Origin of the sequence: Mesorhizobium sp. M8A.F.Ca.ET.208.01.1.1 (genome assembly GCF_004791315.1) — a bacterium.
GTDB lineage: Bacteria > Pseudomonadota > Alphaproteobacteria > Rhizobiales > Rhizobiaceae > Mesorhizobium.
Map to the genome: position 1 here is coordinate 220,055 of NZ_SRUT01000003.1, position 21,544 is coordinate 241,598.

The window sequence follows — 21,544 nt, forward strand, 5'->3', positions numbered from 1 at the left end:
CCTGGCCCGACCCTAAAGAGGGGGCCATGTCTGCAATCTATGCCCCTCCTTTCGGAGGGGTGCGGAGGTTTGTGGCGGCCTGCGCGGCACGCACGGCCTGGACGCGGTTGGATACCGAGAGCTTGCCGAAAATGTTCTTCAAATGCCACTTCACCGTCGTTTCGCTCACCGACAGCGCAACGGCGATATCGCGGTTGGACATGCCTTCCGACAAGCAGTGCAGCAGCTCGGACTCGCGCTGGGTGAGCTGTTCCTTCTCGGCAACCGGCATGGCTGGCTTACGCGCCGCGACGGGCAGTGTCTGCGCGGCATCGATGATGCGCGTTGCATAGGCCGACAATGCCGGGTCGGTCTTTGCCTGTGCCGCGCGCAGCCGCATCAATCCATCGACGACGGGCCTGCCCTCGTCGACGAAGGAGCGGATGAAGCCGGAGGGCTGGGCAAGGCGCAGTGCTTCGAGCAGATGCCGGTCGGCCTCGCGCTGGTCATGGCCGGCGCTCTTGGCGCGCAGGATCTGCGCCAGTATGTGACGGCGCATGCGCCCGCTGCCTTTCGTTCGCTCCAGCAGCGTGTCGAAAATCGCGGCCGCCCCCGCGTAGGATTTCTCCGCCGTCAGCAGCCGGCCTTCGGCGAAGAACTCGAATTCGTTGGCGACAGTTGGGACGGTCTCGGCGCTTTCGCCGCGATGCTGGCTCAGCAATGCGCGTGCCTCGGCGACGCGGTTCTGATCGATCAGCAGCCGGATGCGATCATGCACCAGCACCGAAGCGAGGCGGCGGTAGACGGAGCCGCGCACGCGCTGATAGACGCGCTCCAGCATGTCCAGGGCCGCGTCGCCCCGGCCGGTCAGCTGCAGCACGCGGGCATAGGTCGGCACGCTGGCCAGGGGATAGACAATGACCGCGGCACCCTCGATTAGCGGGCCGAGATTCTCGACCAGCGCCAGTGCTTCGCCGGACGCGTTGGTCTCGTAGGCGAGTTCGGCAAGCAGCGTACCGGCGAGCGCCTCGGCATAGGAGTTCGCGCCGATCCGCGTCCGCGCCTCGATGATCGCGTTGCGCAGCAGCCGTTCGGCGGCCGGCAGGCGGCCGGCCGAGCGCTCGATGACGGCCATGTAGCAATTGGCGATGGTGACGCCGAGCAGGCTGCCGCTTCGCTCATGCGCCTTGCGTGCAGCGTCCACCGCCGCGCGTGCCCCTTCGAGGTCGCCCAGCGCATAGAGATTATAGCCGATGACGTTCGCGGTCGCGCCTTCCATGAACCAGGCATCGGGCGCGATGATGCGCAGCGCGGCCAGCGCGGTGTCGCGTGCGTCCTCGAACTGTTCCAGCGTGCTGTGGACCGCAGCGGCAAGGACCTCGAGTTCGGCCTCGATCGTGGTGCCGGTCAGCGTGCCCGGGTCATTGCTGTCAGTCGGCCCGGTCTCGACCAGCTTGCGCGCGTTGGCGAGCGTCTGCTGGGCAATCTCGGGCTGGCTCGAGTGCACCGCCAACCACAGCACGACAAGCTGCAGCCGGATGCGCTGGTCGATCAGTTTCCTCGGCAGCAGCGCCAGCAACTGGCGCACGTAGAGAAGCTGGCACTGGGCGATGAGTTCGAGCGCGTTGTTCTCGACGAACACCGCCGCGCGGGCCTGGTCGCCGGCGGCGAGCGCATGACCGATGGCCTCGGTCAGCATCTTGCGTTCGCCGAACCATTCCGAAGCCGCCAGATGCAGCGGGGCGATCATCTCCGGTTCGCGCCGTTCCATCTCGCGGGTGAGGAAGTCGTGGAACAGATGATGATAGCGGAACCAGCGGCGCTCCTCGTCGAGCGGCACGAGGAACAGGTTACGGGTCTCGATCTCGGTGATAGCAGCCTCGGCGTCCGCCGCGCGTATCACCGCCCGGCAGGCCTCGGCGCTGAAACGCTCGAAGATCGAGGAGTAGAGCAGGAACTTCGCCAGCGCCGGCGGCAGTTCCAGGAACACTTCCCCCATCAGGAAGTCGGCGACGTTGCGGTTGGCTCCGGTGAAATTGCCGATGACGGTTTCGGGCGCATGGGCAGCGCTGAGCGACAGCGAGGCGAGCTGCAGGCCTGCGGCCCAGCCTTCGGTGCGCGAGCACAAGGTCTCCACCGTGCCACTGCCGATGGAGAGGCCAAGCTTGTCGTTGAAGAAGGCTTCGGCTTCGGACGAGGCGAAACGCAGATCGTCCGGGCCGATTTCAAAGACATCGCCGAGCACCCTGAGCTTGCCGAGCTGCAGGTCGGGCAGGTTGCGCGAACCGATGACGAAGGCAACGTTGGCGGGGGCCTGCCGCGTCAGGCGCTCCATGAACCGCTTCACCGCCGGTGCTTCGATAGCGTGATAGTCGTCGAAGAACAGAGTGATGTCGGCATGGCGTGCCGCAAGACCCGCCACAAGGGCCGCCAACACCACGTCAAGCTGCGGGATCGGGCTCGACTGGAAGGCGAGATCGAGCTCGGCTGGGTTCTGCACGAGATGGCGCAGCGCCCCAACCAGATGCGACAGGAAGGCGCCTTCGTCATTGTCCGTCGCTTCGCAGGACAGCCATGCCGTCAGCCGGCCGTGGCGCGCGACCTCGGCTGCCCATTGCGCCATCGTCGTCGATTTGCCGAAGCCGGCGGGTGCGGCGAACAGCACGATGCGCGTGTCGACATGCCGCTCCAACCTCGACAGGATGCTCTCACGCCGTACCCAACGGCGGTGGTGGGGCGATGCCTGGCCCGCGGGTTGAGAAGACGGTCTCATCTGGCGCGGGGCACCCATTCCGTTTCGATCAGCGGAATTTGCGGCGCGCAATCGCGCGGCAAGGTTCCCTTGATCCGCGGATCGTCGGTGATCTCGAAGCCGGCCGCGAAGGGTTCAAACCCGCAAGCCCGGTAGAAGCCGATGACGCTTTGATGATCGATGCTGCTGGTGTGCAGCCAGATACGCCCCGGCTTTAGGCGCCATGCCTGATCGAGCGCACCCGCCATCAGCCGCTTGCCAAGGCCTCGGCCGGTCAAGGAAGGGAAGAGACCGAAATAGGTGATTTCGATCTCGTTGCCGTCGGCGACAGTGAATTCGGCCATGCCGACATGGCTGCCGCGTTCATCGTGACCGTAATAGAGATGCTGGCGCGGGTCGGCGAAATGCTCCGCGATGTCGGCGTCCGACATTTCGGCGGCGCGATCCCACAGCCAGGGAGCGCCGATCTCGAGAAAGACCGAACGGTAGAAGGCGGGCTCGAGGTTGGTGACGCGGGTCATCGCCAGCGGATGCGCGAGACCCTGCACCGGCGCGCGCGCTTCCATCCATGTCACGGCATTGACGATCTTGCCGGCCGGGATACGCCGGTAGCCGGACGCGAGATCGGTGATTTCATCCGGCAATGTGCCTTCGGTGACTTGCATCTGTCCTCGATCTTCCGTCGCGCAGCCTACCGGCATGTCAGGAAGCTGATGCCAATTCTGCGGCCGCCTGCCAAGAGGCTGCAGGGGTGGGCCATAATTTTGGCCGGCCTGTCTTCTTGCCTTTTCCAGAGATGGCATATGAGATATGATACACCATTCACAGCAAAGCGGAATATCATGCCTGAGCGAATAGCGGATGAGGCCATTTTGCGGGCGGTCGACGATGGTTTCGACCGTCAGCTCGCCTTTATGGCCGATCTCGTGCGCTTTCCCTCCCAACGCGGCGAGGAGCATGCCGCGCAATCCTTCATGGCGGCGGCTTATGAAGCCGATGGCTATGCGGTCGATATGTGGCGTGTCGATGTCGACGCGATCCGCGACCTGCCCGGATTTTCTCCCGTTGCGGTTTCCTATGACGACGCATTCAACGTCGTCGCCACTCACACTCCGAAAAACGCCACCGGCCGCTCGCTGATCCTCAACGGGCATATCGATGTCGTGCCGACGGGACCGCTCGATCGCTGGGTCCGCGACCCCTACGATCCGGTGATCGAGGATGGCTGGATGCATGGCCGTGGCGCCGGCGACATGAAGGCCGGCCTGTCGGCCTGCCTCTATGCGCTGGCCGCCTTGCGTGGCCTCGGCTACCAGCCGGCCGCGAAAGTGTTTCTGCAGTCGGTGGTCGAGGAGGAGTGCACCGGCAATGGCGCGCTCGCTTGCCTGCAGCGCGGCTACCGCGCCGACGCCGCCTTCATTCCCGAACCGCTGGAGCCAAGGCTGATGCGGGCGCAGGTCGGCCCGATCTGGTTCAGGGTCGAGGTCAATGGCGATCCGCAGCACGCGTCTGGCGCCTTCTCGGCCGGCGCCAATGCCATCGAAAAGGCCTTCCTCATCATCCAGGCGCTGAAGCAACTCGAAATCGTCTGGAATGCGAGAAAGGTCGACGACAGGCATTTCTGCGATCACCCGCACCCGATCCGCTTCAATCTCGGCAAGATCGAAGGCGGCGAGTGGACGTCCAGCGTTCCGGCGCGTTGCGTCTTCGAGATGCGTGTCGCGACCTATCCCGGCCAGAAGCTCGAGGACGCCAGGGCCGAGTTGGAAGCTTGTATCGCGGATGCGGCTCGCGCCGATCCGTTCCTCGCCAATCGTCCGCCGAGGATGACCTATAACGGCTTCATGGCCGAGGGCTATGTGCTGGAGGGCGCCGACGAGATGGAAGCCGTGCTGCGGCGCAGCCACACCGCCGTGTGGGGTGAGCCGCTGACGGAACACGTCACCTCGGCCACCACCGATGCGCGCTTCTTCGGCCTTTATGCCGACACGCCCGCAATCGTCTACGGCCCGATCTGCCGCATGCCGCATGGCTATGACGAGGCCGTCGATCTCGACTCCGTGCGCAAGGTCACGCAGACCATTGCGCTCTTCATCGCCGACTGGTGCGGTCTCGAGCCCATAAATGCCGAGGTCGGGACATGAACGCGGCCGTATCGGATGCCTTCGGCGAGACGCTTGCGGAGGATGCGCCTGATGTCTCGATCGCCGAGGCGCTTGCCCTGTTGCGCCGGCACTATGGGCTCACCGGCAGCGCGCGCCCGCTGCCGGGCGAACGCGACCATAATTTCCATATCCAGACCGAAGGCGAGGGCGAGTTCGTCCTGAAGGTCTCGCATCCGGCTGAAGAGGCCGGCTTCACCGATTTCCAGAACAAGGCGCTCGACCACATTCTGACGGTCGACCCTTCCTTGCCAGTTCCTTCCGTGCGCAAGAGCGTCGAAGGCGAAGCACAGTTCATGGTAGGCGTCGGCGGATCGCCGCCGCGCATCGTCCGGCTGGTCAGCTATCTGCCCGGCCAGCTGCTTTCGCGCTCGCCCACGTCAGCGGCGCAGGACCGCAATCTTGGCATCTTCCTCGCCCGGCTTGGCCGGGCACTGCGCGGCTTCTTCCATCCGGCCGCCGGCAGCGACCTTTTGTGGGACATTCGCAAGGTCGCCAAGACGCGGCCCATGCTGGCGCACATCGCCGATGCCGGCCATCGCGCCATGGTCGAGCGCGTCATCGACGCCTTCGAGGAACATGCGGCGCCGGTGATCCCCGGCCTGCGCGCCCAGATCGTCCACAACGACATGAACTCCTACAATGTGGTGATGGATGCCGCGCGGCCGGAGGTGGTCAACGGCATCCTCGATTTCGGCGACATGATCCATTCGCCGCTGATCTGCGACCTCGCCATCGGTGCCGTCTACCGCTGGCCGGCTGAAGGTCACCCTCTGGCGCCCGCGGCCCGCTTCGTCGCCGGCTATCAGTCGGTGCAGCCGCTCGAAATCGAAGAGCTTGGCATCCTCTTCCACCTCATCCGTGCGCGGCTTGCGCTCATCGCCAACATTGCCAGCTGGCAGGCCGAACGGTTTCCGGCCAAGCGCGACTATGTGCTTCGCCTCATCACCGAGGTCTGGACCTCGCTTGAACGGCTGGACGGTCTATCGTCCGCTGACGCCCGCCGCTATTTTCTCGACCATTCCAAGCCGGAGTAGATGCCCGTGTCCCAGTCCCCGCCCGCAAGTGCCTCCGCCGACACCGGAGTTTCCGCACAAGAGCACGCGCTGCTCGAACGCCGCGCCAGATTGCTCGGGCCAACCTATCGCGCCTTCTACCGCAACCCAATCCATCTGGTGCGTGGCAGCGGTGTCTGGCTCTACGATGCCCAGGGCCGAAAATACCTCGACGCCTATAACAACGTCGCCTCGGTCGGACACTGCCATCCGCGCGTCGTCGAGGCATTGTCGGGACAGGCCGCCACGCTCAACACGCACACGCGCTACCTCAGCGAGATCATCCTCGATTACGCCGAAAAGCTGCTTGGCACGCTGCCGCCCCATCTCGGCCATGCCATGTTTACCTGCACCGGCAGCGAGGCCAACGATCTCGCCATCCGCATCGCCCAGCACTCCAGCGGCAACACCGGTGTGATCATCACCGAATTCGCCTATCACGGCGCCACCATCGCCACCGCGCAACTGTCGCCGGCTGCGGTCGGGGCCAAGGGCGTGCCCGCGCAACACCGGACCGTGGCGGCGCCGGATACGTTCCGCGACGGCGGCCGCGCCGCGCATGATTTCGCCAGAAATGTCGCCGCCGCCATCGAGGATATGCGCGCTCGAAACATCCGTCCGGCGGCGCTGCTTCTCGATTCCGCCTTTTCCAGCGACGGCATCTTCTTCCCCGCTGCTTCTGTCATGCGCGAGGCGGCCGATCATGTCAGGAAAGCGGGCGGCATCGTCATTGCCGATGAGGTCCAGTCCGGTTTCGGCCGGCTCGGCCAGGGCATGTGGGGCTTCGCCAATTATGGCCTCGAACCTGACATCGTCACCATGGGCAAGCCGATCGGCGACGGGCACCCAATGGGCGCGGTGATCGTGCGGCCGAAGCTGGTGAGCTCGTTCGGTTCGAACACCGGCTACTTCAACACTTTCGGCGGCAATCCGGTCGCGGCCGCCGTCGGCATCGCGGTGCTCGACGTGATCGAGGGCGAGGGGCTGATCGAGAACGCGCGCACGGTCGGCGCCTATACCGGAGAACTGCTGGACGCCTTGAAAAGTCGCCACGGCATGGTGGCCGATGTCAGGCACAACGGCCTCTATTTCGGCGTCGAGTTGACGGCGGAGGATGAGGCCACCGCTGCCAAGACCGCATCCGTCGTTGAAGCCATGCGCGAGGATGGCGTGCTGATCTCGTCCTGCGGTCCGCGCGGCAATGTACTGAAGATCAGGCCGCCGCTGCCCTTTGCCAGGGACAATGCCGAGCAGCTGGCCGAGACGCTCGATCGCGCGCTGTCGAAATGGTGAGCTGAGCGGTCCGCGCATGCTGAAGCTCGAGCATCAAACCCTCAACGACCGCGCCTATGGCGCGCTGAAGCAGGAATTGATTTCAGGCGGTTTCAGCCCGGGCCAGACACTGGTCATCCGCAAGCTCGCCGAAACCTTTGGCATTTCGACCACCCCGATCCGCGAGGCGCTGCAAAGGCTCGTCGCCGAGCGGCTTCTGGAACTGCAGAACAACCGCTCGATCATCGTGCCCTTGCTGTCGGAGCCCGCCTTCGCGGAACTGACGCGCATCCGCATCGCCGTCGAGGGATTGGCGGGCGAGATGGCCGCCACGCGCATGAGTGAGAGCGCGCTGGCCGACATACAGGTCGCGCTCGCCGGCATGCAACGCGCCATCGAGGCGCAGGACGCCAGGACCTATCTTTCCCTGAACGAGGCCTTCCATTTTGCTATTTATGAGCACGCCGGCGCGCCGATCCTCCTGAACATGATCCGCGATCTCTGGGGGCGCGTCGGACCTTATCTGAAGCTCCTGATGCGGGCCGATCGCTACATTCCGCAGTCCAATGACGCACATCACAGGATTGTCGCCGCGCTCGAACAGCGCAACGGTCCGGCCGTTCGTGTATCCCTTGAACAGGACATCGCCGTGGCGGCCGCGGTTCTCTCCGAAAATCTTCGCACGACAAACTGATCGGACGGCAGGCCCGGTCGGCCTATGCTGTTTCGTCCATCCGGTCGCGCAGCATGCTCCAGCCTAGCAGCATGTTGGGTGCGTGCCGCAGCAGGGCGTGGAACGGGATCGGCGCCGGTGGCGCGAAAGGCAGTGGCAACTCGCGGGCGTCGGTTCCAGCGGCCCAGTCGGCCAGTACCTTGCCCATCGCCGTCGTCATGGCGATGCCGCGTCCATTGCAGGCGCGGCCGGCGATCAGCCCCGGGCCGAGGTCCAGGAGGTGCGGCAGGAAATCCGGCTCGACGGCGGCCATTCCCGACCAGCTATAGGCAAGCGGGGGCAGGTCGGGCAGATCGAGACGGGCGGCGAGCCGGCGCCAGATTGTTTGCGGTACGCGTCTGTCGGCACCGGCGCTCAGGGCATGCATGCCGCCGCTGATCAGCCGGTTATCGGCATCGAAGCGGAAGGTGAAGAGATTGCGCCTGGTGTCACCGACGCCTTGCCCCCCGGGAAGCAGACGCTTGCGGATTTCGAGCGGTAGCGGCGCCGTGGCGATCTGGAAAACCTTCAGCGGAAAATAAGTCCGCTGAAGCAACGGATTGAGCGACCCGCCATAGGCGTTGGTGGCGATCAGCACCCTGGCGGCGCGCACCGAACCCGATGGCGTTTTCAGCGCCCAGCCGTCGGCCACGCGATCAATCGACGTGACACGTGCCTGTTCGAAAATCCGCGCGCCGGCCTTTTCCGCCGCATCGGCCAATCCGCGTGCATAGGCGACCGGATTGAGTACGCCGCCGGAACGGTCCATCCAGCCGCCGAGATAGCCGCGCGCGCCGGTCAGCGTTGCGACATCCTGCCGATCCAGGGTGACGACAGGCCGTCCACGCCGCGCCCATTGTCCCGCGCGTGATTTGACCTTCTCCAGGGCCGCCGGCGAGTGCGCCGGCTGAATCCATCCGTTCTGCGCCGCGTCGCAATCGATGCCGTGCTGCCGGATCAGGCCGAAGACGAGGTCGGCGCTGCCGGCGGCAAAATCGATGAGGCGCTCGCCGCGTTCCGGGCCGAGATGGGCAAGGATGCCGTCAGGGTCCATCTTGGCGAAGTTCGGCACGACGAAACCGGCATTCCGGCCGGTCGCGCCCCAGGCGATGATTTCGGCTTCGAGAACGGCGACGGAAAGTCCTTTTCCGGCGGCGTGCAGTGCGGTTGAAAGCCCGGAAAAACCGCCGCCGACAATGGCGAGGTCGACATCGAGGTCGCCATTCAGCGCAGGCCGCTGGCGACGATCATGGCTGACGGCGTGCCAGAGCGAAGCGCCATGCGCCTCCTGCCTGACCATGGCATTCATGAGTTGGAACTGCCTTTGGCCGTGGCCAGTTTCGCCCGCTTGCCGAAGCGTGCCCGCCGCGGCCTGTCGCCGAACAGGCCGTTTGGCCTGATCAGAAGGATGACGCAGAGCATGACGCCGATGGCAACGATTTGCAGCGAGGCGGCGCGCGCCTGCTGCTCGGGCGGGAAGAACACGCTGGTCGCCGTGCCCGATCCGGCCCATATTCCCCAGACCAGCACACTGCCGACGACGGCGCCGAGATTGCTGCCGGACCCGCCGACGATCAGCATGACCCAGACCTGGAAGGTCAGGATCGGCAGGTAATTGTCGGGTGCGATGAAGCCGGTGAAATGCGCCTGCAATGCCCCGGCCAGCGCCATGATGGCGCCGCCGACGGCAAAGGCCTGGACGCGGTAGAAACGCGCGCTCTTGCCGAGCGAGATCGCCGCACGCTCGTCCTCCCGCAGCGCCTTCAGCACGCGGCCCCAGGGACTGCGCGACAGATGCTCCAAGGCGAGATAGGCGATCAGCGTCACCACCGAGACGACGGCGAGGTTGGACAGGTTGAACAGCAGCGGCGTCTCCGCCAGGCCGCCGAAGGGGCGCGGGATGAAACCGATGCCGAATGGGCCACCCGTCAGCTTCTGCGCGTTGAGCGCGACCAGTTGCACGACCACGGCGACCCCGAATGTGGTGATCGCCAGATAGTCGGACCGCAGACGCAACGTGGCCATGCCGGTAAGTGCCGCAGCAATACCGCCAACCACCATGGCGCCTGCCCAGCCGACAAGGATCGGCAGGCCGAAACCGCCCAGCCTCGCGGCGTCGTCCGGTGTCGTCAGCAGCGCCGATGTGTAGGCGCCGATGGCAACGAAGCCGGCGAGCCCGACATTGAACAGGCCAGTCAGCCCCCACTGCAGATTGAGCCCCAGCGTGACCAGCGAGAAGATCAGCGCCGTGGTCAGGAAGAAGGCGCCGTAGCCGACGAGATCGATCATCTTTCCCGAACTCCGAAAAGGCCGATCGGCCGCACGAACAGCACCGCCATCAGGATGATGAAGGAGACGGCGGCGCGCCATTCGGCGCCGATCAATTGCACCGCACCAGCTTCGGCGAGCCCGATGATCAGGCCGCCGAGCACCGCGCCCGGGATGCTGCCGATGCCGCCGAGGATGGCGGCGGCGAACATCGGCAGCAGCATGTCGAAGCCCATGAAGGGGCGGATCTGCACCAGGATGCCGATCATCACGCCGGCAACGCAGGCAAGCGCGCCGCCGACGATCCAGGTGACGCGCACCACCTTGGCGACGTCGATGCCGACGATGCGGGCCAACGCCGCGTTTTGGCTCAGCGCCTGCATGGAACGCCCGGTCTGTGTTCGCGTCATCAACAGATGCACGCTGAGCACGAGCACGGCGGTCAGCGCCAGCAAGGCGATCTGGTCGGGCGTGATGCGGATGCCGAACCCGACCGGCATGGCGATCTGGATGGCTCGGCTGAAATAGGTTGGCCGTGAGGTGAAGGTGAACTCCAACAGGCTCCGCAGCGCCATCGAGGCGCCGAAGCTCGCCATCACGACGATGATCGCCTGGCCTTGCGAGCGCAGCCGCGAGAACAACACCTTGTCGAGCAGCAGCGCCAGCAGTGCGGTGAACGCCATGCCGACGACCAGGGCAACAAGGAGCGGCCATCCGAAGGACAGCGGCCCGATCGGCGCCACCTTGCCGAATGTCGCACCGATGGCGCTGACCACGGCCAGTGTCGCATAGGTGCCCCAGGCCATGAAGTCGCCATGGGCGAAGTTGGAGAAACGAAGGATCGAATAGGTGAGCGTCACGCCGATGGCGCCGAGGCCGATCATCGAGCCGGTCAGCAATCCGTCGATGATGAATTGCAGGCTCATGCAGCGCCTCCCTGCCGATGCTGGGGACGCTGTCCGAGATAGAGTTCGGCGACGACCGGGTCGTTCCACAATTCGGAGGCGACGCCCTCATGCCGGTCCTTGCCTTCGACCAGAACATAGGCGCGGTCGCCGATTGCAAGCGCTGCCTTGGCGTTCTGCTCGACCAAAAGGATGGTGACTCCGGACTTGCGGATGCCGGCCAGCATCTCGAACACCGTCGAGACGAACTTTGGCGACAGACCAGCCGACGGTTCGTCCAGCACCAGCACCTTGGGGTGGACGATCAGCGCACGCGCGACGGCGAGCATCTGCCTTTGCCCGCCCGACAGATTGCCGGCGGCCGTGCGGCGCTGGCGGACAAGGTCGGGGAAGGCGGCATACATCTCCTCGAGGCGGGCCGGGATGTCGCGCCGCTCGAGGATGCCGCAGGCAACCCTGAGATTGTCCTCGACCGACATCAGCGGAAAGATATTCTCGGTCTGCGGCACGAAGGCGAGGCCAAGCCGCACCATGGTGTGGGCCGGTGCCGCGGTGATATCCTGGCCGTCCAGGAACACTGAACCGCCGGTGATCGGCACGAGGCCTGCGATCGCCTTGATGAAGCTCGACTTGCCGGCGCCGTTGGGACCGAGGACGACGACGATTTCACCTTTTCTGACCGTGATCGAGGCGCCGCGCACGATCGGCACGCCGGGTTCGTAACCGGCTTCGAGATTGTGGACATCGAGGACGGTCTCGCTCATGCGGCGCCCCCGAGATAGGCCTCGATGACGCGCGGGTCGCGAGCGACTTCTTCCGCCGTGCCTTCGCTGAGCAACTGGCCGCTCGCCATCACGAGGACGCGGTGGCAGAGCCGTGTCACCATGTCGATGTTGTGCTCGATGAGCAGGAAGGTGATGCCGCGCGCATTGATGTCGCGGATGCGGTCGATGATGACTTCGAGCAGCGTCGCGTTGACGCCGGCCGCTGGTTCATCGAGCAGGATGATGGCCGGATCGGCCATCATCACCCGGGCAAGTTCGAGCAGCTTGCGCTGGCCGCCGGAAAGCACGCGCGCCGGCTCATGCGCGAGGTGGGTGAGGGTGACCAGTTCCAGCAGTTCGAGCGCCTTTGCCCGGGCGGCTCTTTCCTGCGCCGCCACCCGCCACGGCGTGACGAAGTTGGCGAGCAGCCTTTCGCCCGCCTGGCCCTGTGCCGCCAGCATGATGTTCTCGATCAGCGTCAGATTGGGGAGCGGGCGCGGGATCTGGAAGGTGCGGCCGAGACCTCGGCCGATGCGCAGGTGAGCGGCTTCGCCGGAGACGCGCACGCCATTGAGCAAGATGTTGCCACTGGTGGGCAGGATACTGCCGGCCAGCAAGTCGAACATGGTCGTCTTGCCGGCACCGTTCGGGCCGATCAGGCCGAGAATCTCTCCCGCCCTAACATCGAACGAGACATCGTTGACGGCGACAAGGCCGCCGAACCGCCTGACGACCTGGCTTGCCGTCAGAACCGGCACACGGGTCTCCCGCCCTTGGCGTTCCGCTACCTCACTCATCGAACCCTCTGGCCGAAGACGATCGTTGCCGCCTCCTGATTATGATTTGTGATCACACTTGCTTTGATCACGCTATTCGGCTTTAATTTCATCCGCAAGCCGAAAACCCGCCGAGAACGGAATTCCATGCAAAAGGCTGCTGTCGGAAAGAACAACGAGGCGATCGCGGCCCAGCTTGCGCCGGTCGGCCGTGAGACTGTGCAGGATCGCGTCTATTCCGAGCTCCGGCGCGCGCTGATCGGCGGCCTGTTCGAGCCAAGCCAGGTGCTGACCATCCGCGGTCTGGCCGATGCGCTGGTCACCTCGACCATGCCGGTGCGCGAGGCGCTCGGCCGACTGATCACGGAAAAGGCGCTGGAGGCGCTGCCCAACCGCTCGGTGCGCGTGCCGCCGATCACGCTGGAACGTCTCGACGATCTCTTGCGTGCCCGCGTCCTGATCGAAGGCGAGGCAATCGCGCTGGCCGCCGCGCGCATGGGGCCGCGCCAGATCGCCGCCATCGAAACCATTCTCGGCGAATGGGACGAGATGCGGGCGCTGAAACACAAGAAGGATGTCGACCGCGAAGTGACGCTGAACCAGAGCTTTCACTTCGAGATCTACCGATCCTGCGGCTCGGCCGTTCTGATTCCGATGATCGAGAGCTTGTGGCTGCAATCGGGGCCATGCATCCGCGTCGCCATCTACGCCTTCTCGGAAGCCGGCGAGGTCGACACCGCCCAGTATCACCGCCGTATCGTCGAGGCGCTGACCACGCAGGACGCGCATGCGGCACGCGAGGCGCTGGCCGCCGACATCAGCCGGCCCTTTACTTTCCTGCGCAGCAAGCTGCAATCCGCAGCCGCGAAAGCCCAGACATGACCTCCATCAGGATCAGCCAGCCTCGTTCGAAGCTTTCCGTCACCGCGCTCCTGTTGCCCGGGAAAGCGCCGGAAAACGCCGCCTTTCTCACGGCGTATCTGGCCACGCCACGCGTCGTCCCCGGCATTCACGCGATGTGGACGGGACCGGAGATTTCCTGTCCGGTTCCCGCCGCCGATCTTGAAGGCCAAACCTATGCCAAGCCCTTGCCGGCGGAGAACGCGACGCTGACGCCGCAGCCGGGCGACATCGTGCTGTCCTACGTGCCGCCACGCATGTGGGGCGGCAATCCCAATGCCATCTTCGACATCGGCCTGTTCTACGGGCAGGGCGCGCGCCTGCTGTTCCCCATTGGTTGGCTGGCCGGCAGCGTGGTGGCACAGGTGCTTGCCGAAGACCGCGATCAATTCGCCGCCGCGTGTGGGGTGATCCGGCGCAACGGCGCCTGCGACATCACCTTTAGCCTGGTGGAGGCCCCAAATGGCTGACGACAGTTTCGAGCTCTTCGATCTTCGCGTCGAGGCGGTCATCCCCGAGGGCAAACCGATCTACTGCGGCGCCAAGGCCGGCGATTATTTCGAGCTCAAGGGCGAGATGCTGTCGATGCCGGCGGGGCAGGGTTTTTCGATCTATTCGCTTGCCGCGGTGCTGCCGCTGCTGGCGGCGAAACAGCGCCCGACCCACCCGAACGACTGGATGACCTCGGATGCCGAGATCGCCTGCCCCGATCCCAACTGCGCCAGCCGGTTGCGGATCGTCAGGCTGGCCAAGCGGCGGTTCAGCCATGCCGAAACCACGGCCGTACCGCTGCCGAAGGAGAATGACCGGACATGACCGCCAAGGCCTTCGAGCTCAGCCCCGGCTATACCGTCTCACGTGTCATACGAGGCGGCTGGCAACTGGCCGGCGGCCATGGCGCCATTGATCGGAGCCAAGCGGTGACCGACCTGATCGCCACCTTCGATGCCGGGATCTGGACCTATGACTGCGCCGATATTTACACCGGCGTCGAGGAACTGATCGGCGCCGCGCGGTTGCGGCTGGCCAATGAACGCGGCCTCGATGCGGCGGCCAAAATGAAGGTGCACACCAAGCTGGTGCCCGACCTGGAACGGCTGGCCAACATCAGCCGCGATTATATCAGGGGTATCGTCGACCAGTCGCTGCGGCGGCTGAAGACCGAGCGGCTCGATCTCGTCCAGTTCCACTGGTGGGATTATGCGATGGCCGGCTACGTCGAGGCGATGGGCTGGCTCGAGGAGCTTCGGCGCGAGGGCAAGGTGCGCAATCTCGGCACCACCAATTTCGACACGCGGCGGCTCGCCGAAATCCTGGCGGCCGGTATCCCGCTGGTCAGCCAGCAGCTGCAATATTCGGTGCTTGACCAGCGTCCGGCGAACAGCCTCGCGGCACTTGCCGAGAAAAACGGTGTCAGTTTCCTTTGCTACGGATCTGTAGCCGGCGGCTTCCTTAGCGACAGATGGCTTGGCGTGGCCGAACCTGTCTCGCCGCTCGAAAACCGCTCGCTGGTCAAGTACAAGCTGATCATCGATGATTTCGGCGGCTGGGACCTGTTCCAGCAACTGCTCCAGGTGCTTAAGACCGTCGGCGACCGCCACGGCGTCGACATCGCCACGATAGCCAGCGCCTGGGTGCTGGAGCGGCCGCAAGTGGCCGCCGTCATCGTCGGCGCCCGCAACCAGGCGCACGCGCTGGCCAATGCGGAGATCATGGATGTCGCACTCGACGCCGATGACCGGGCACGGATTGCCGCCGCCATCGCGCGGGGCACCGGCCTTGAGGGGGACGTCTACACGCTGGAGCGTGACCGCCACGGCCGCCACGGCTCGATCATGCATTACAATCTGAACGCGGGCCGGGTGTGAAACCATGGACGACGACAGGCTGTTTTCGCAGGCCAGCGCCGAGATCATCGACCTGCACCGCTTTTTCGTCGACTGGTTCGTCGCCGCGCGGGCCGACAAAGTGGATTTCGGCCGCTTCGAAGCAGTCATGGGCGAAGGCTTGACCATGATCGCACCAGGCGGCCAGATCCTCGACCGCGATGCCGTGATCAACCATGTGCGCTCCAGCCGCGCCACTTGCGACGACGGCTTCGCCATTTCGATCGAAGACATCAAGCCCGGATGGCAGGATGGCGATACGATCGTCGTCCTCTACGTCGAGGCGCAGTCGCGTGGCGGCAGGCATAGCCGCCGCCAGTCTAGTGCCGTTTTCACCACCAGTTCATCGGCGCCCAATGGCGTTCAATGGCGGCATCTGCATGAAACCTGGCTGCAGGTGCCGGAACACTGAGACTTTCCAGACGTCAAATCAGTTCGTGTAACTCAAGGGGAACAACAATGAGAAAGACGATACTCCAACTCACCACCGCGCTTGCTCTTGTCACGATTGCCGGTGCTGCGCAGGCCGCCGACTGCAAGATCACCGTCGGCCTCGTCATGGAACTGACCGGTCCGGCCGGCGAATATGGCCAGGCCGGCGCCAAGTCGGTCGAAATGGCCTTCCGCGACATCAACGACGCCGGCGGGGTGCGCGGCTGCGATCTCGTCACCGATACCCGTGACAGCCAGAGCCAGGGCAACATCGCGGTCGACGCCGCGACCCAGCTGGTTCAGGTCAAGAAGGTGCCGGTCATCATCGGCGGCATCATCTCCTCGGTGTCGATTCCGATCCTGACCTCGGTCACCGCTCCGGCCAAGATCGTCCAGGTCTCGCCCGCGTCATCCTCGCCGACGCTGACGACACTCGGTCGCGACGGCAAGACCAACGGCATCTTCTTCCGCACCATCACCTCGGATGCGCTTCAGGGCGTGGCCGCCGCCAAATACGCCATCGACAAGGGCTTCAAGAAGCTGGCGGTCATCCACGTCAACAACGACTTCGGCGTCAACATGGTGGCAGAATTCTCGCGTGCCTACAAAGCGCTAGGCGGCACCATCGTCTCCGACACGCCCTACAATGAGAAGCAATCGAGCTATGCCTCCGAGGTCACCGCGGCGATGGGAGGCGAGCCGGACGGTCTCTATCTCGTCAGCACGCCGGTCGATGGCGCCACCGTTGCCCGCACCTGGATTTCCCAGGGCGGCGTGCAGAAGTTCCTGCTCAATGACGGCATGAACAGCCCTGACTTCATCGACTCCGTCGGCGCTGATTATCTGAAGGATGCCTATGGCACGTCCTCCGGCACCAGCCCGACCGCCTCGACCGAGTATTTCACAAAGAACTACAAGGCATTCTCCGGCATCGAACCGTCGAACCCGGCGGCCGACCGTTCCTATGATGCCGGCGCCATCGTCGGCCTGGCCATCGCCATTGCCGGCTCCGAGGATCCGGCCAAGATCAAGGATGCCATGTACAAGGCGGTCGACCCTGCCGGCACGCCGATCTATGCCGGCAAGGAGGAGTTCGCCAAGGCGCTCGGCCTGATCAAGGATGGCAAGCCGATCCGTTACGAAGGCGTCATCGGCCCCGTCGCCTTCGACAAGTTCGGCGACATCACCGGCCCGTTCCGGCTGTGGAAGATCGTCGACGGCAAGGTGACCACCGACGGTGAAATGACCACCGACGACGTCAACGCCCTGCAGGCCAAGCTTCAGTGAGCTGCGCGGTCCTTCCGGCATCAATCTCGGCTCTCGCGATTGATGCCGATATCGCTTGCACGGCGCGCCATCACGAATAGGATCGGCCGGCTGCAATTGAAGGATGCGAGCGTGTTGGACAAGGGTACCCATCGGGCCGTCCGGTCGGTGTATGCGGATGACGCGTTTTGCCACACGGGCGCCTGAGCCCGATGTCGCCTGAAACACAACGACTTCTGTCCGCGCTTGGCGATCGGCTGGGCGCGGGCGGCGTGCTCGCCGGCTCCGATGTCGACCAGCGTTACCGTGACGATCCCGACGGCAAGCTTGGCTCGCTGCCCGAGGTGGTGCTGCGTCCGCGCGATACCGTTGGTGTGGCGGCAGCACTCGCTGGCTGCAACGCTCTCGGTCAGTCGGTCGTCATCCAGGGCGGGCGCACCGGACTGGCCGGTGGCACACGTGTGCAGCCGGGCGAGATCGTGCTGTCGCTGGAGCGGATGACCGGGCTTGCCGCCCCGGACATCCAAGCCGCCAGCATTATCGCCGAAGCCGGCGCCACGCTGCAGGCGGTGCAGGAGGCGGCCGACAACGCCGGGCTGATGTTCGGCGTCGATATCGGCGCGCGCGGTTCGGCCACGGTCGGCGGCAACATCGCCACCAATGCCGGCGGCATCCGCGTGCTACGTTATGGCATGTACCGGGCGCAGGTGCTGGGGCTGGAAGCTGTGCTGGCCGATGGCAGTGTGCTGTCCTCGCTGAAGGGCCTGTCCAAGGACAATTCCGGCTATGATCTAAGCCAGCTCTTCATCGGCGCGGAAGGGACGCTTGGCGTCGTCACCCGCGCCGCGCTCAGGTTGCATCCGAAGCCTGCCTCCGAGGTGAACGCCTTCTGCGCGCTGCCTTCGCTCGATGCAGCGATCGCCTTGCTTGCGTTGCTGCGGCAAAAGCTCGGCCCGCTTTTGTCCGCCTATGAGGTCAACTTCGCGCCGCTCTACGACGTCATGGTTGCCAGCATGGCCATGCCGGCGCCGCTGCCGGCTGGCTTACCCGTCTATGTGCTGGCCGAAATCCAGGGCAGCGAGCCGGATCGCGACAGTGAGCGCTTCGCCGAAGTCTTGATGCAGGCGGTCGAGGACGGCGTCGTTGACGATGTGGTCGTCTCGCAATCGCCGCGCGAATTCCGCACGCTGTGGGATGTGCGCGAAGACGCCAACCGCGTCCTGTTTTCGATCAAGGGCCTGATCGGCGTCGACATCAGCATCCCGCTGGCGCGCATGGGAGCGTTCCTGCAGGAAGCGGATGCCGCCATCCATGCCGTCGATCCCGGCGCCGACATCTATGTCTTCGGCCATCTCGGCGACGGCAACCTGCACTATCAGGTCCTGACCAAGGATCCGGCGGCGGCCTATGGCATCATCTATCGCGGCGTGGCGGCGGCCGGAGGCGGCGTGTCGGCCGAGCACGGCATCGGCCTCGACAAGAAGCAGTGGCTGCATCTGGTGCGCAGCGACGCCGAAATCACTGCGATGCGGCGGCTGAAGTCGGCGTTCGATCCGAAGAACATCCTCAATCCAGGACGAGTCTTCGACCTCGGCCCATTGGCTTGAACCTCAATTCCGTTCCGTCGCCATCTGCCTGGGGATCAGAAAACGGGCGGCGAGGACGCAGAGCAGGACAGTGAACATCAGGATCAGCGCCACCAGCGCGTTGATGTCGGGCGAGAAGCCAAGCCGCATCATCGCCCACAGCCTGACCGGCAGCGTGCTTTGCGTGCCGGTGACCAGGATGGTGATCATCGTCTCGTCGAACGACAGAGCGAAGGCCAGGATGGCGCCGCCGACCATGGCGCTCGACAGGTTCGGCAGGATGACGCGCCAGAAGGTCTGCCAGCCGCTGGCGCCGAGATCGTAGGAGGCCTCGACCAGCGTGCGGCTCATCGACTGCAGCCGCATCAGCACGGTGCGATAGACGATCGCCAGCACGAAGACCGTGTGGCCGATGACGACGGTCAGCAGCGAGCGTTCGAGGCCGATCTCGCGGAAGAAGATCAGCAACGCCAGGCCGCTGATGATCGGCGGCATCAGGAACGGCAGGAAGATGATGAACTGCAGAACCGAACGGCCTGAGCGGCGGCCGTGGTAGTAGAGCGCCAGCAGCGTCCCGCTGACCACCGACAGGATTACGGTGCAGACGCCGACGATCAGCGTGGTGCGCAGGGCGGCCAGGATGTCGTGGTTCCCCGCCAGCGCCACATAGGTCGAAAGGGTCGGCGACGACCAGTCGACATTGCCATGTGAAATGATGAAGAACGACGACACGATCGGCACGAACAGCGGGCTGTAGAGCAGCACCGCGACCAGTGACGTGATCGCGGCAAGGAAGATGGTGGACGGCCGGGGCAGCGCACTCATACCGACGTCCCCCGGCTGCGTCCGAACCGTTCGCCGATGAGGATGGCGGCGATCACCACGATCGCAAGCGCCACCGAGAGTGCGGCGCCGAACGGCCAGTTATAGGCGGTGCCGAACTGGCTGTAGAGGATGCGGCCGAAGGTGAAGCCGCTGATCCCGCCGACCATCTGCGGCGTCAGGAAATCGCCGATCGCCAGCACGAAGACGAAACTCGCCGCCGAGGCGACGCCGGGCAGGCTGAGCGGCAAGCTGATGCGCAGGAACGTCTGCAGGCTGCTGGCGCCCAGATCATCCGAGGCACGCAGCAAGGTCTGGGGGATGCGCTCCAGCGACAGGAAGATCGGCAGGATGGCGAAGGGGATCAAAAGCAGGCTCAGCGTCAAAAGGATGGCGTTCATGTTGAAGACAAAAAGCGTCGACGGCTGATCCAGGATGCCGAGCGCCACGAGCGCCTTGTTGAGGAAGCCGTTGAGGCCGAGGATGCTGCGGATCGCATAGATCTTGATGACGTAGCTCATCAGCAGCGGCACCAGGAGCAGCATCAGCAAGGCGTAACGCCACCTCCCTTTCAGCGTCGTCAGGAAATAGGCGGCGGGATAGGCGAGAAGGATGCAGATGACGGCTACCGACACGCACAGCACGATGGTGTTCCAGAACACCGGCAGAAAGATCGGGTCGGTGAAGAACCTGACATAGTTGCCGAGCGTCGGCGAATGGACGATCGTGCCCTGGTCGACGCTGAAGAAGCTGTAGACGAGGAAGATCGCCAGCGGCACGAGGACGAAGATCACCGGCAAGGCGAAGGCCAGCACCGTCACCAGCCGCGACAATCGCCGTTCCGCCGCGTGTGTCGACCCGGCTCCGCTCATGCCAGCACCAGATGGCCTTCATGCGGCGCAAAGCAAAGCGAGACCGTCTCGCCTGATTTCAAAATACTGCCGTCGATCCGACTCGGCATGCGCAACCGCAGGCGCTGCGCGTCGTTGTCCGCCCCCGCCACGATCGTGGCGACCGTCGACGAGCCGGCAAAGGCCAGATCGGCGATGATACCGGAAAAGCGGTTGTCGCCATCATTGGCATCAGCAAGACGCAAGGCTTCGGGACGGAACGCCGCGAAGGCGCTGGCGCCGTCGGCGGCGGCCTTGAGATGCGGCTGGCCGCTGATCGAGCAGACCAGGCGGCCAAGCGCGGTCTCGATCGGCCGCTGCTCGCCCTGCACGGGACCGAGCTTTCCGGCCACCAGATTGTTCTCGCCGAAGAAGCGCGCCACGAACTCGCAGTTCGGCTTGTAGTAGAGCTCGTGCGGCGTGCCGAGCTGGCGGATATGGCCGGCCTGCATGACGCAGATCCGATCGGCCATGCCGATCGCTTCTTCCTGGTCATGGGTGACGAACAGGAAGGTGGTTTTGATCTCGCGCTGGATGGATTTCAGGAATTCCTGCATCTGCCGGCGCAGTTCGAGATCGAGTGCCGCCAACGGCTCGTCGAGCAGGATCAGGCGCGGCTGGCAGATCAGCGCCCTAGCGAGTGCGACACGCTGGCGCTGGCCGCCGGAAAGCTGCGCCGGAAAGCGGTCGGCGAAACGTCCGAGCTGCACCAGTTCGAGGGCTTGCGACACACGGCTTGCGATCTCCTTGCGCTTGATATGGCGCACCGAAAGCCCGTAGCCGACATTGCCGGAAACGGTCATGTGCGGGAACAGCGCATAGTCCTGGAACACGGTGTTGAACGGCCGCTTGTTGATCGGCATGCGGCTGATCTCCTGGCCGTCCAGCCGGATTTCGCCGGCGGTCAGCGGCTCCAGCCCGCCGATCAGCCGCAGGACCGTGGTCTTGCCCGAACCCGACGGTCCAAGAACGGTGAGGAACTCACCGTCCCGGATCGACAGGTCGATGTCGTGCAGCACGGGAACCGTGCCGTAGGATTTCGAGACGGACCGCAGCGTCAAGAGGTCGGTGTTCTGGTTCATGGAATATTCTCGCATACGCTTCGGCGGTCCGGAAC

At 64.8% G+C, this 21,544-nt stretch carries 21 protein-coding genes; 11 read left to right on the plus strand and 10 right to left on the minus strand.

The genetic code is table 11. From position 1 onward, the window contains the following. Window positions 1–37: 37 nt before the first annotated feature. Together EN851_RS17800 and EN851_RS17805 are read right to left on the minus strand one after the other, a co-directional pair. Window positions 38–2,671 carry a LuxR C-terminal-related transcriptional regulator gene (locus EN851_RS17800; RefSeq protein WP_245520768.1) on the minus strand — a complete coding sequence of 878 codons (2,634 nt, stop codon included), beginning with the start codon at window positions 2,669–2,671 and terminating at the stop codon, window positions 38–40. A gap of 77 nt (window positions 2,672–2,748) precedes the next feature. After that, the gene (locus EN851_RS17805) at window positions 2,749–3,396 is read right to left on the minus strand and encodes a GNAT family N-acetyltransferase (RefSeq protein WP_135929700.1); all 648 of its coding nucleotides are present in this window, start codon (window positions 3,394–3,396) and stop codon (window positions 2,749–2,751) included. 177 nt (window positions 3,397–3,573) lie between these two features. Here EN851_RS17805 and EN851_RS17810 point away from each other — a divergent pair, with 177 nt between their 5' ends. From EN851_RS17810 to EN851_RS17825, 4 genes are read left to right on the plus strand one after another with little or no spacing between them, the layout of a single operon-like run. Continuing rightward, complete coding sequence (locus EN851_RS17810) at window positions 3,574–4,875, plus strand: ArgE/DapE family deacylase (protein ID WP_189521877.1); 1,302 nt, start codon at window positions 3,574–3,576, stop codon at window positions 4,873–4,875. Then, a complete protein-coding gene (locus tag EN851_RS17815; protein WP_135929701.1) occupies window positions 4,872–5,930 on the plus strand; it encodes a phosphotransferase in 1,059 nt (352 codons plus the stop codon). Before EN851_RS17810 ends, EN851_RS17815 begins: the two co-directional genes overlap by 4 nt. Beyond that, entirely contained in the window at window positions 5,931–7,241 is a 1,311-nt protein-coding gene (locus tag EN851_RS17820) for an aspartate aminotransferase family protein (RefSeq protein ID WP_189521878.1), read from the plus strand. It begins immediately after the preceding gene. Between the two features lie 16 nt (window positions 7,242–7,257). Next, window positions 7,258–7,914, plus strand: coding sequence for a GntR family transcriptional regulator (locus EN851_RS17825; protein ID WP_135916119.1), 657 nt, complete (start codon window positions 7,258–7,260; stop codon window positions 7,912–7,914). A 22-nt stretch (window positions 7,915–7,936) separates the two neighbouring features. On the opposite strand, the gene EN851_RS17830 is transcribed toward EN851_RS17825, so the two are convergent. From EN851_RS17830 to EN851_RS17850, 5 genes are read right to left on the minus strand one after another with little or no spacing between them, the layout of a single operon-like run. Then, window positions 7,937–9,241 carry an FAD-dependent oxidoreductase gene (locus EN851_RS17830; RefSeq protein WP_135929703.1) on the minus strand — a complete coding sequence of 435 codons (1,305 nt, stop codon included), beginning with the start codon at window positions 9,239–9,241 and terminating at the stop codon, window positions 7,937–7,939. Beyond that, entirely contained in the window at window positions 9,238–10,221 is a 984-nt protein-coding gene (locus EN851_RS17835) for a branched-chain amino acid ABC transporter permease (protein ID WP_189521879.1), read from the minus strand. The genes EN851_RS17830 and EN851_RS17835 overlap by 4 nt, the downstream gene beginning before the upstream one ends. Further along, entirely contained in the window at window positions 10,218–11,126 is a 909-nt protein-coding gene (locus EN851_RS17840) for a branched-chain amino acid ABC transporter permease (RefSeq protein ID WP_135929704.1), read from the minus strand. Before EN851_RS17840 ends, EN851_RS17835 begins: the two co-directional genes overlap by 4 nt. Next, entirely contained in the window at window positions 11,123–11,869 is a 747-nt protein-coding gene (locus EN851_RS17845; RefSeq protein WP_135929705.1) for an ABC transporter ATP-binding protein, read from the minus strand. Before EN851_RS17845 ends, EN851_RS17840 begins: the two co-directional genes overlap by 4 nt. Continuing rightward, a complete protein-coding gene (locus tag EN851_RS17850; RefSeq protein WP_135929706.1) occupies window positions 11,866–12,666 on the minus strand; it encodes an ABC transporter ATP-binding protein in 801 nt (266 codons plus the stop codon). Before EN851_RS17850 ends, EN851_RS17845 begins: the two co-directional genes overlap by 4 nt. A gap of 126 nt (window positions 12,667–12,792) precedes the next feature. Here EN851_RS17850 and EN851_RS17855 point away from each other — a divergent pair, with 126 nt between their 5' ends. The 7 genes from EN851_RS17855 (at window position 12,793) to EN851_RS17885 (ending at window position 18,736) form a co-directional block, all read left to right on the plus strand. Next, entirely contained in the window at window positions 12,793–13,527 is a 735-nt protein-coding gene (locus EN851_RS17855; protein ID WP_135929707.1) for a GntR family transcriptional regulator, read from the plus strand. Next, window positions 13,524–14,015 carry a DUF3830 family protein gene (locus EN851_RS17860; RefSeq protein ID WP_135929708.1) on the plus strand — a complete coding sequence of 164 codons (492 nt, stop codon included), beginning with the start codon at window positions 13,524–13,526 and terminating at the stop codon, window positions 14,013–14,015. The genes EN851_RS17855 and EN851_RS17860 overlap by 4 nt, the downstream gene beginning before the upstream one ends. After that, a complete protein-coding gene (locus EN851_RS17865) occupies window positions 14,008–14,361 on the plus strand; it encodes a TIGR04076 family protein (protein ID WP_135929709.1) in 354 nt (117 codons plus the stop codon). The genes EN851_RS17860 and EN851_RS17865 overlap by 8 nt, the downstream gene beginning before the upstream one ends. Next, window positions 14,358–15,413, plus strand: coding sequence for an aldo/keto reductase (locus tag EN851_RS17870; RefSeq protein WP_135929710.1), 1,056 nt, complete (start codon window positions 14,358–14,360; stop codon window positions 15,411–15,413). Before EN851_RS17865 ends, EN851_RS17870 begins: the two co-directional genes overlap by 4 nt. 4 nt (window positions 15,414–15,417) lie before the next feature. After that, on the plus strand, window positions 15,418–15,843 hold the full coding sequence (locus EN851_RS17875) for a DUF4440 domain-containing protein (protein WP_135929711.1): 426 nt from the start codon (window positions 15,418–15,420) through the stop codon (window positions 15,841–15,843). A gap of 47 nt (window positions 15,844–15,890) precedes the next feature. Continuing rightward, complete coding sequence (locus tag EN851_RS17880) at window positions 15,891–17,150, plus strand: ABC transporter substrate-binding protein (protein WP_135929712.1); 1,260 nt, start codon at window positions 15,891–15,893, stop codon at window positions 17,148–17,150. 191 nt (window positions 17,151–17,341) lie between these two features. Further along, complete coding sequence (locus tag EN851_RS17885; protein WP_135929713.1) at window positions 17,342–18,736, plus strand: FAD-binding oxidoreductase; 1,395 nt, start codon at window positions 17,342–17,344, stop codon at window positions 18,734–18,736. Window positions 18,737–18,739: 3 nt separating this feature from the next. Here the strand turns inward: EN851_RS17885 and EN851_RS17890 are convergent, their stop codons facing one another. From EN851_RS17890 to EN851_RS17900, 3 genes are read right to left on the minus strand one after another with little or no spacing between them, the layout of a single operon-like run. After that, entirely contained in the window at window positions 18,740–19,540 is an 801-nt protein-coding gene (locus EN851_RS17890; RefSeq protein ID WP_135916139.1) for an ABC transporter permease, read from the minus strand. Next, the gene (locus EN851_RS17895) at window positions 19,537–20,409 is read right to left on the minus strand and encodes an ABC transporter permease (protein ID WP_135929714.1); all 873 of its coding nucleotides are present in this window, start codon (window positions 20,407–20,409) and stop codon (window positions 19,537–19,539) included. Before EN851_RS17895 ends, EN851_RS17890 begins: the two co-directional genes overlap by 4 nt. Beyond that, the gene (locus tag EN851_RS17900) at window positions 20,406–21,509 is read right to left on the minus strand and encodes an ABC transporter ATP-binding protein (RefSeq protein ID WP_135929715.1); all 1,104 of its coding nucleotides are present in this window, start codon (window positions 21,507–21,509) and stop codon (window positions 20,406–20,408) included. Before EN851_RS17900 ends, EN851_RS17895 begins: the two co-directional genes overlap by 4 nt. Window positions 21,510–21,544 lie beyond the last annotated feature (35 nt).

Bases quoted from the DNA above. Each gene is read 5' to 3' on its own strand.
- EN851_RS17805 (WP_135929700.1), bottom strand. From the start codon at position 3,396: ATGCAAGTCACCGAAGGCACATTGCCGGATGAAATCACCGATCTCGCG.
- EN851_RS17810 (WP_189521877.1), top strand. From the start codon at position 3,574: ATGCCTGAGCGAATAGCGGATGAGGCCATTTTGCGGGCGGTCGACGAT.
- EN851_RS17815 (WP_135929701.1), top strand. From the start codon at position 4,872: ATGAACGCGGCCGTATCGGATGCCTTCGGCGAGACGCTTGCGGAGGAT.
- EN851_RS17820 (WP_189521878.1), top strand. From the start codon at position 5,931: ATGCCCGTGTCCCAGTCCCCGCCCGCAAGTGCCTCCGCCGACACCGGA.
- EN851_RS17825 (WP_135916119.1), top strand. From the start codon at position 7,258: ATGCTGAAGCTCGAGCATCAAACCCTCAACGACCGCGCCTATGGCGCG.
- EN851_RS17830 (WP_135929703.1), bottom strand. From the start codon at position 9,241: ATGAATGCCATGGTCAGGCAGGAGGCGCATGGCGCTTCGCTCTGGCAC.
- EN851_RS17835 (WP_189521879.1), bottom strand. From the start codon at position 10,221: ATGATCGATCTCGTCGGCTACGGCGCCTTCTTCCTGACCACGGCGCTG.
- EN851_RS17840 (WP_135929704.1), bottom strand. From the start codon at position 11,126: ATGAGCCTGCAATTCATCATCGACGGATTGCTGACCGGCTCGATGATC.
- EN851_RS17845 (WP_135929705.1), bottom strand. From the start codon at position 11,869: ATGAGCGAGACCGTCCTCGATGTCCACAATCTCGAAGCCGGTTACGAA.
- EN851_RS17850 (WP_135929706.1), bottom strand. From the start codon at position 12,666: ATGAGTGAGGTAGCGGAACGCCAAGGGCGGGAGACCCGTGTGCCGGTT.
- EN851_RS17855 (WP_135929707.1), top strand. From the start codon at position 12,793: ATGCAAAAGGCTGCTGTCGGAAAGAACAACGAGGCGATCGCGGCCCAG.
- EN851_RS17860 (WP_135929708.1), top strand. From the start codon at position 13,524: ATGACCTCCATCAGGATCAGCCAGCCTCGTTCGAAGCTTTCCGTCACC.
- EN851_RS17865 (WP_135929709.1), top strand. From the start codon at position 14,008: ATGGCTGACGACAGTTTCGAGCTCTTCGATCTTCGCGTCGAGGCGGTC.
- EN851_RS17870 (WP_135929710.1), top strand. From the start codon at position 14,358: ATGACCGCCAAGGCCTTCGAGCTCAGCCCCGGCTATACCGTCTCACGT.
- EN851_RS17875 (WP_135929711.1), top strand. From the start codon at position 15,418: ATGGACGACGACAGGCTGTTTTCGCAGGCCAGCGCCGAGATCATCGAC.
- EN851_RS17880 (WP_135929712.1), top strand. From the start codon at position 15,891: ATGAGAAAGACGATACTCCAACTCACCACCGCGCTTGCTCTTGTCACG.
- EN851_RS17885 (WP_135929713.1), top strand. From the start codon at position 17,342: ATGTCGCCTGAAACACAACGACTTCTGTCCGCGCTTGGCGATCGGCTG.
- EN851_RS17890 (WP_135916139.1), bottom strand. From the start codon at position 19,540: ATGAGTGCGCTGCCCCGGCCGTCCACCATCTTCCTTGCCGCGATCACG.
- EN851_RS17895 (WP_135929714.1), bottom strand. From the start codon at position 20,409: ATGAGCGGAGCCGGGTCGACACACGCGGCGGAACGGCGATTGTCGCGG.
- EN851_RS17900 (WP_135929715.1), bottom strand. From the start codon at position 21,509: ATGAACCAGAACACCGACCTCTTGACGCTGCGGTCCGTCTCGAAATCC.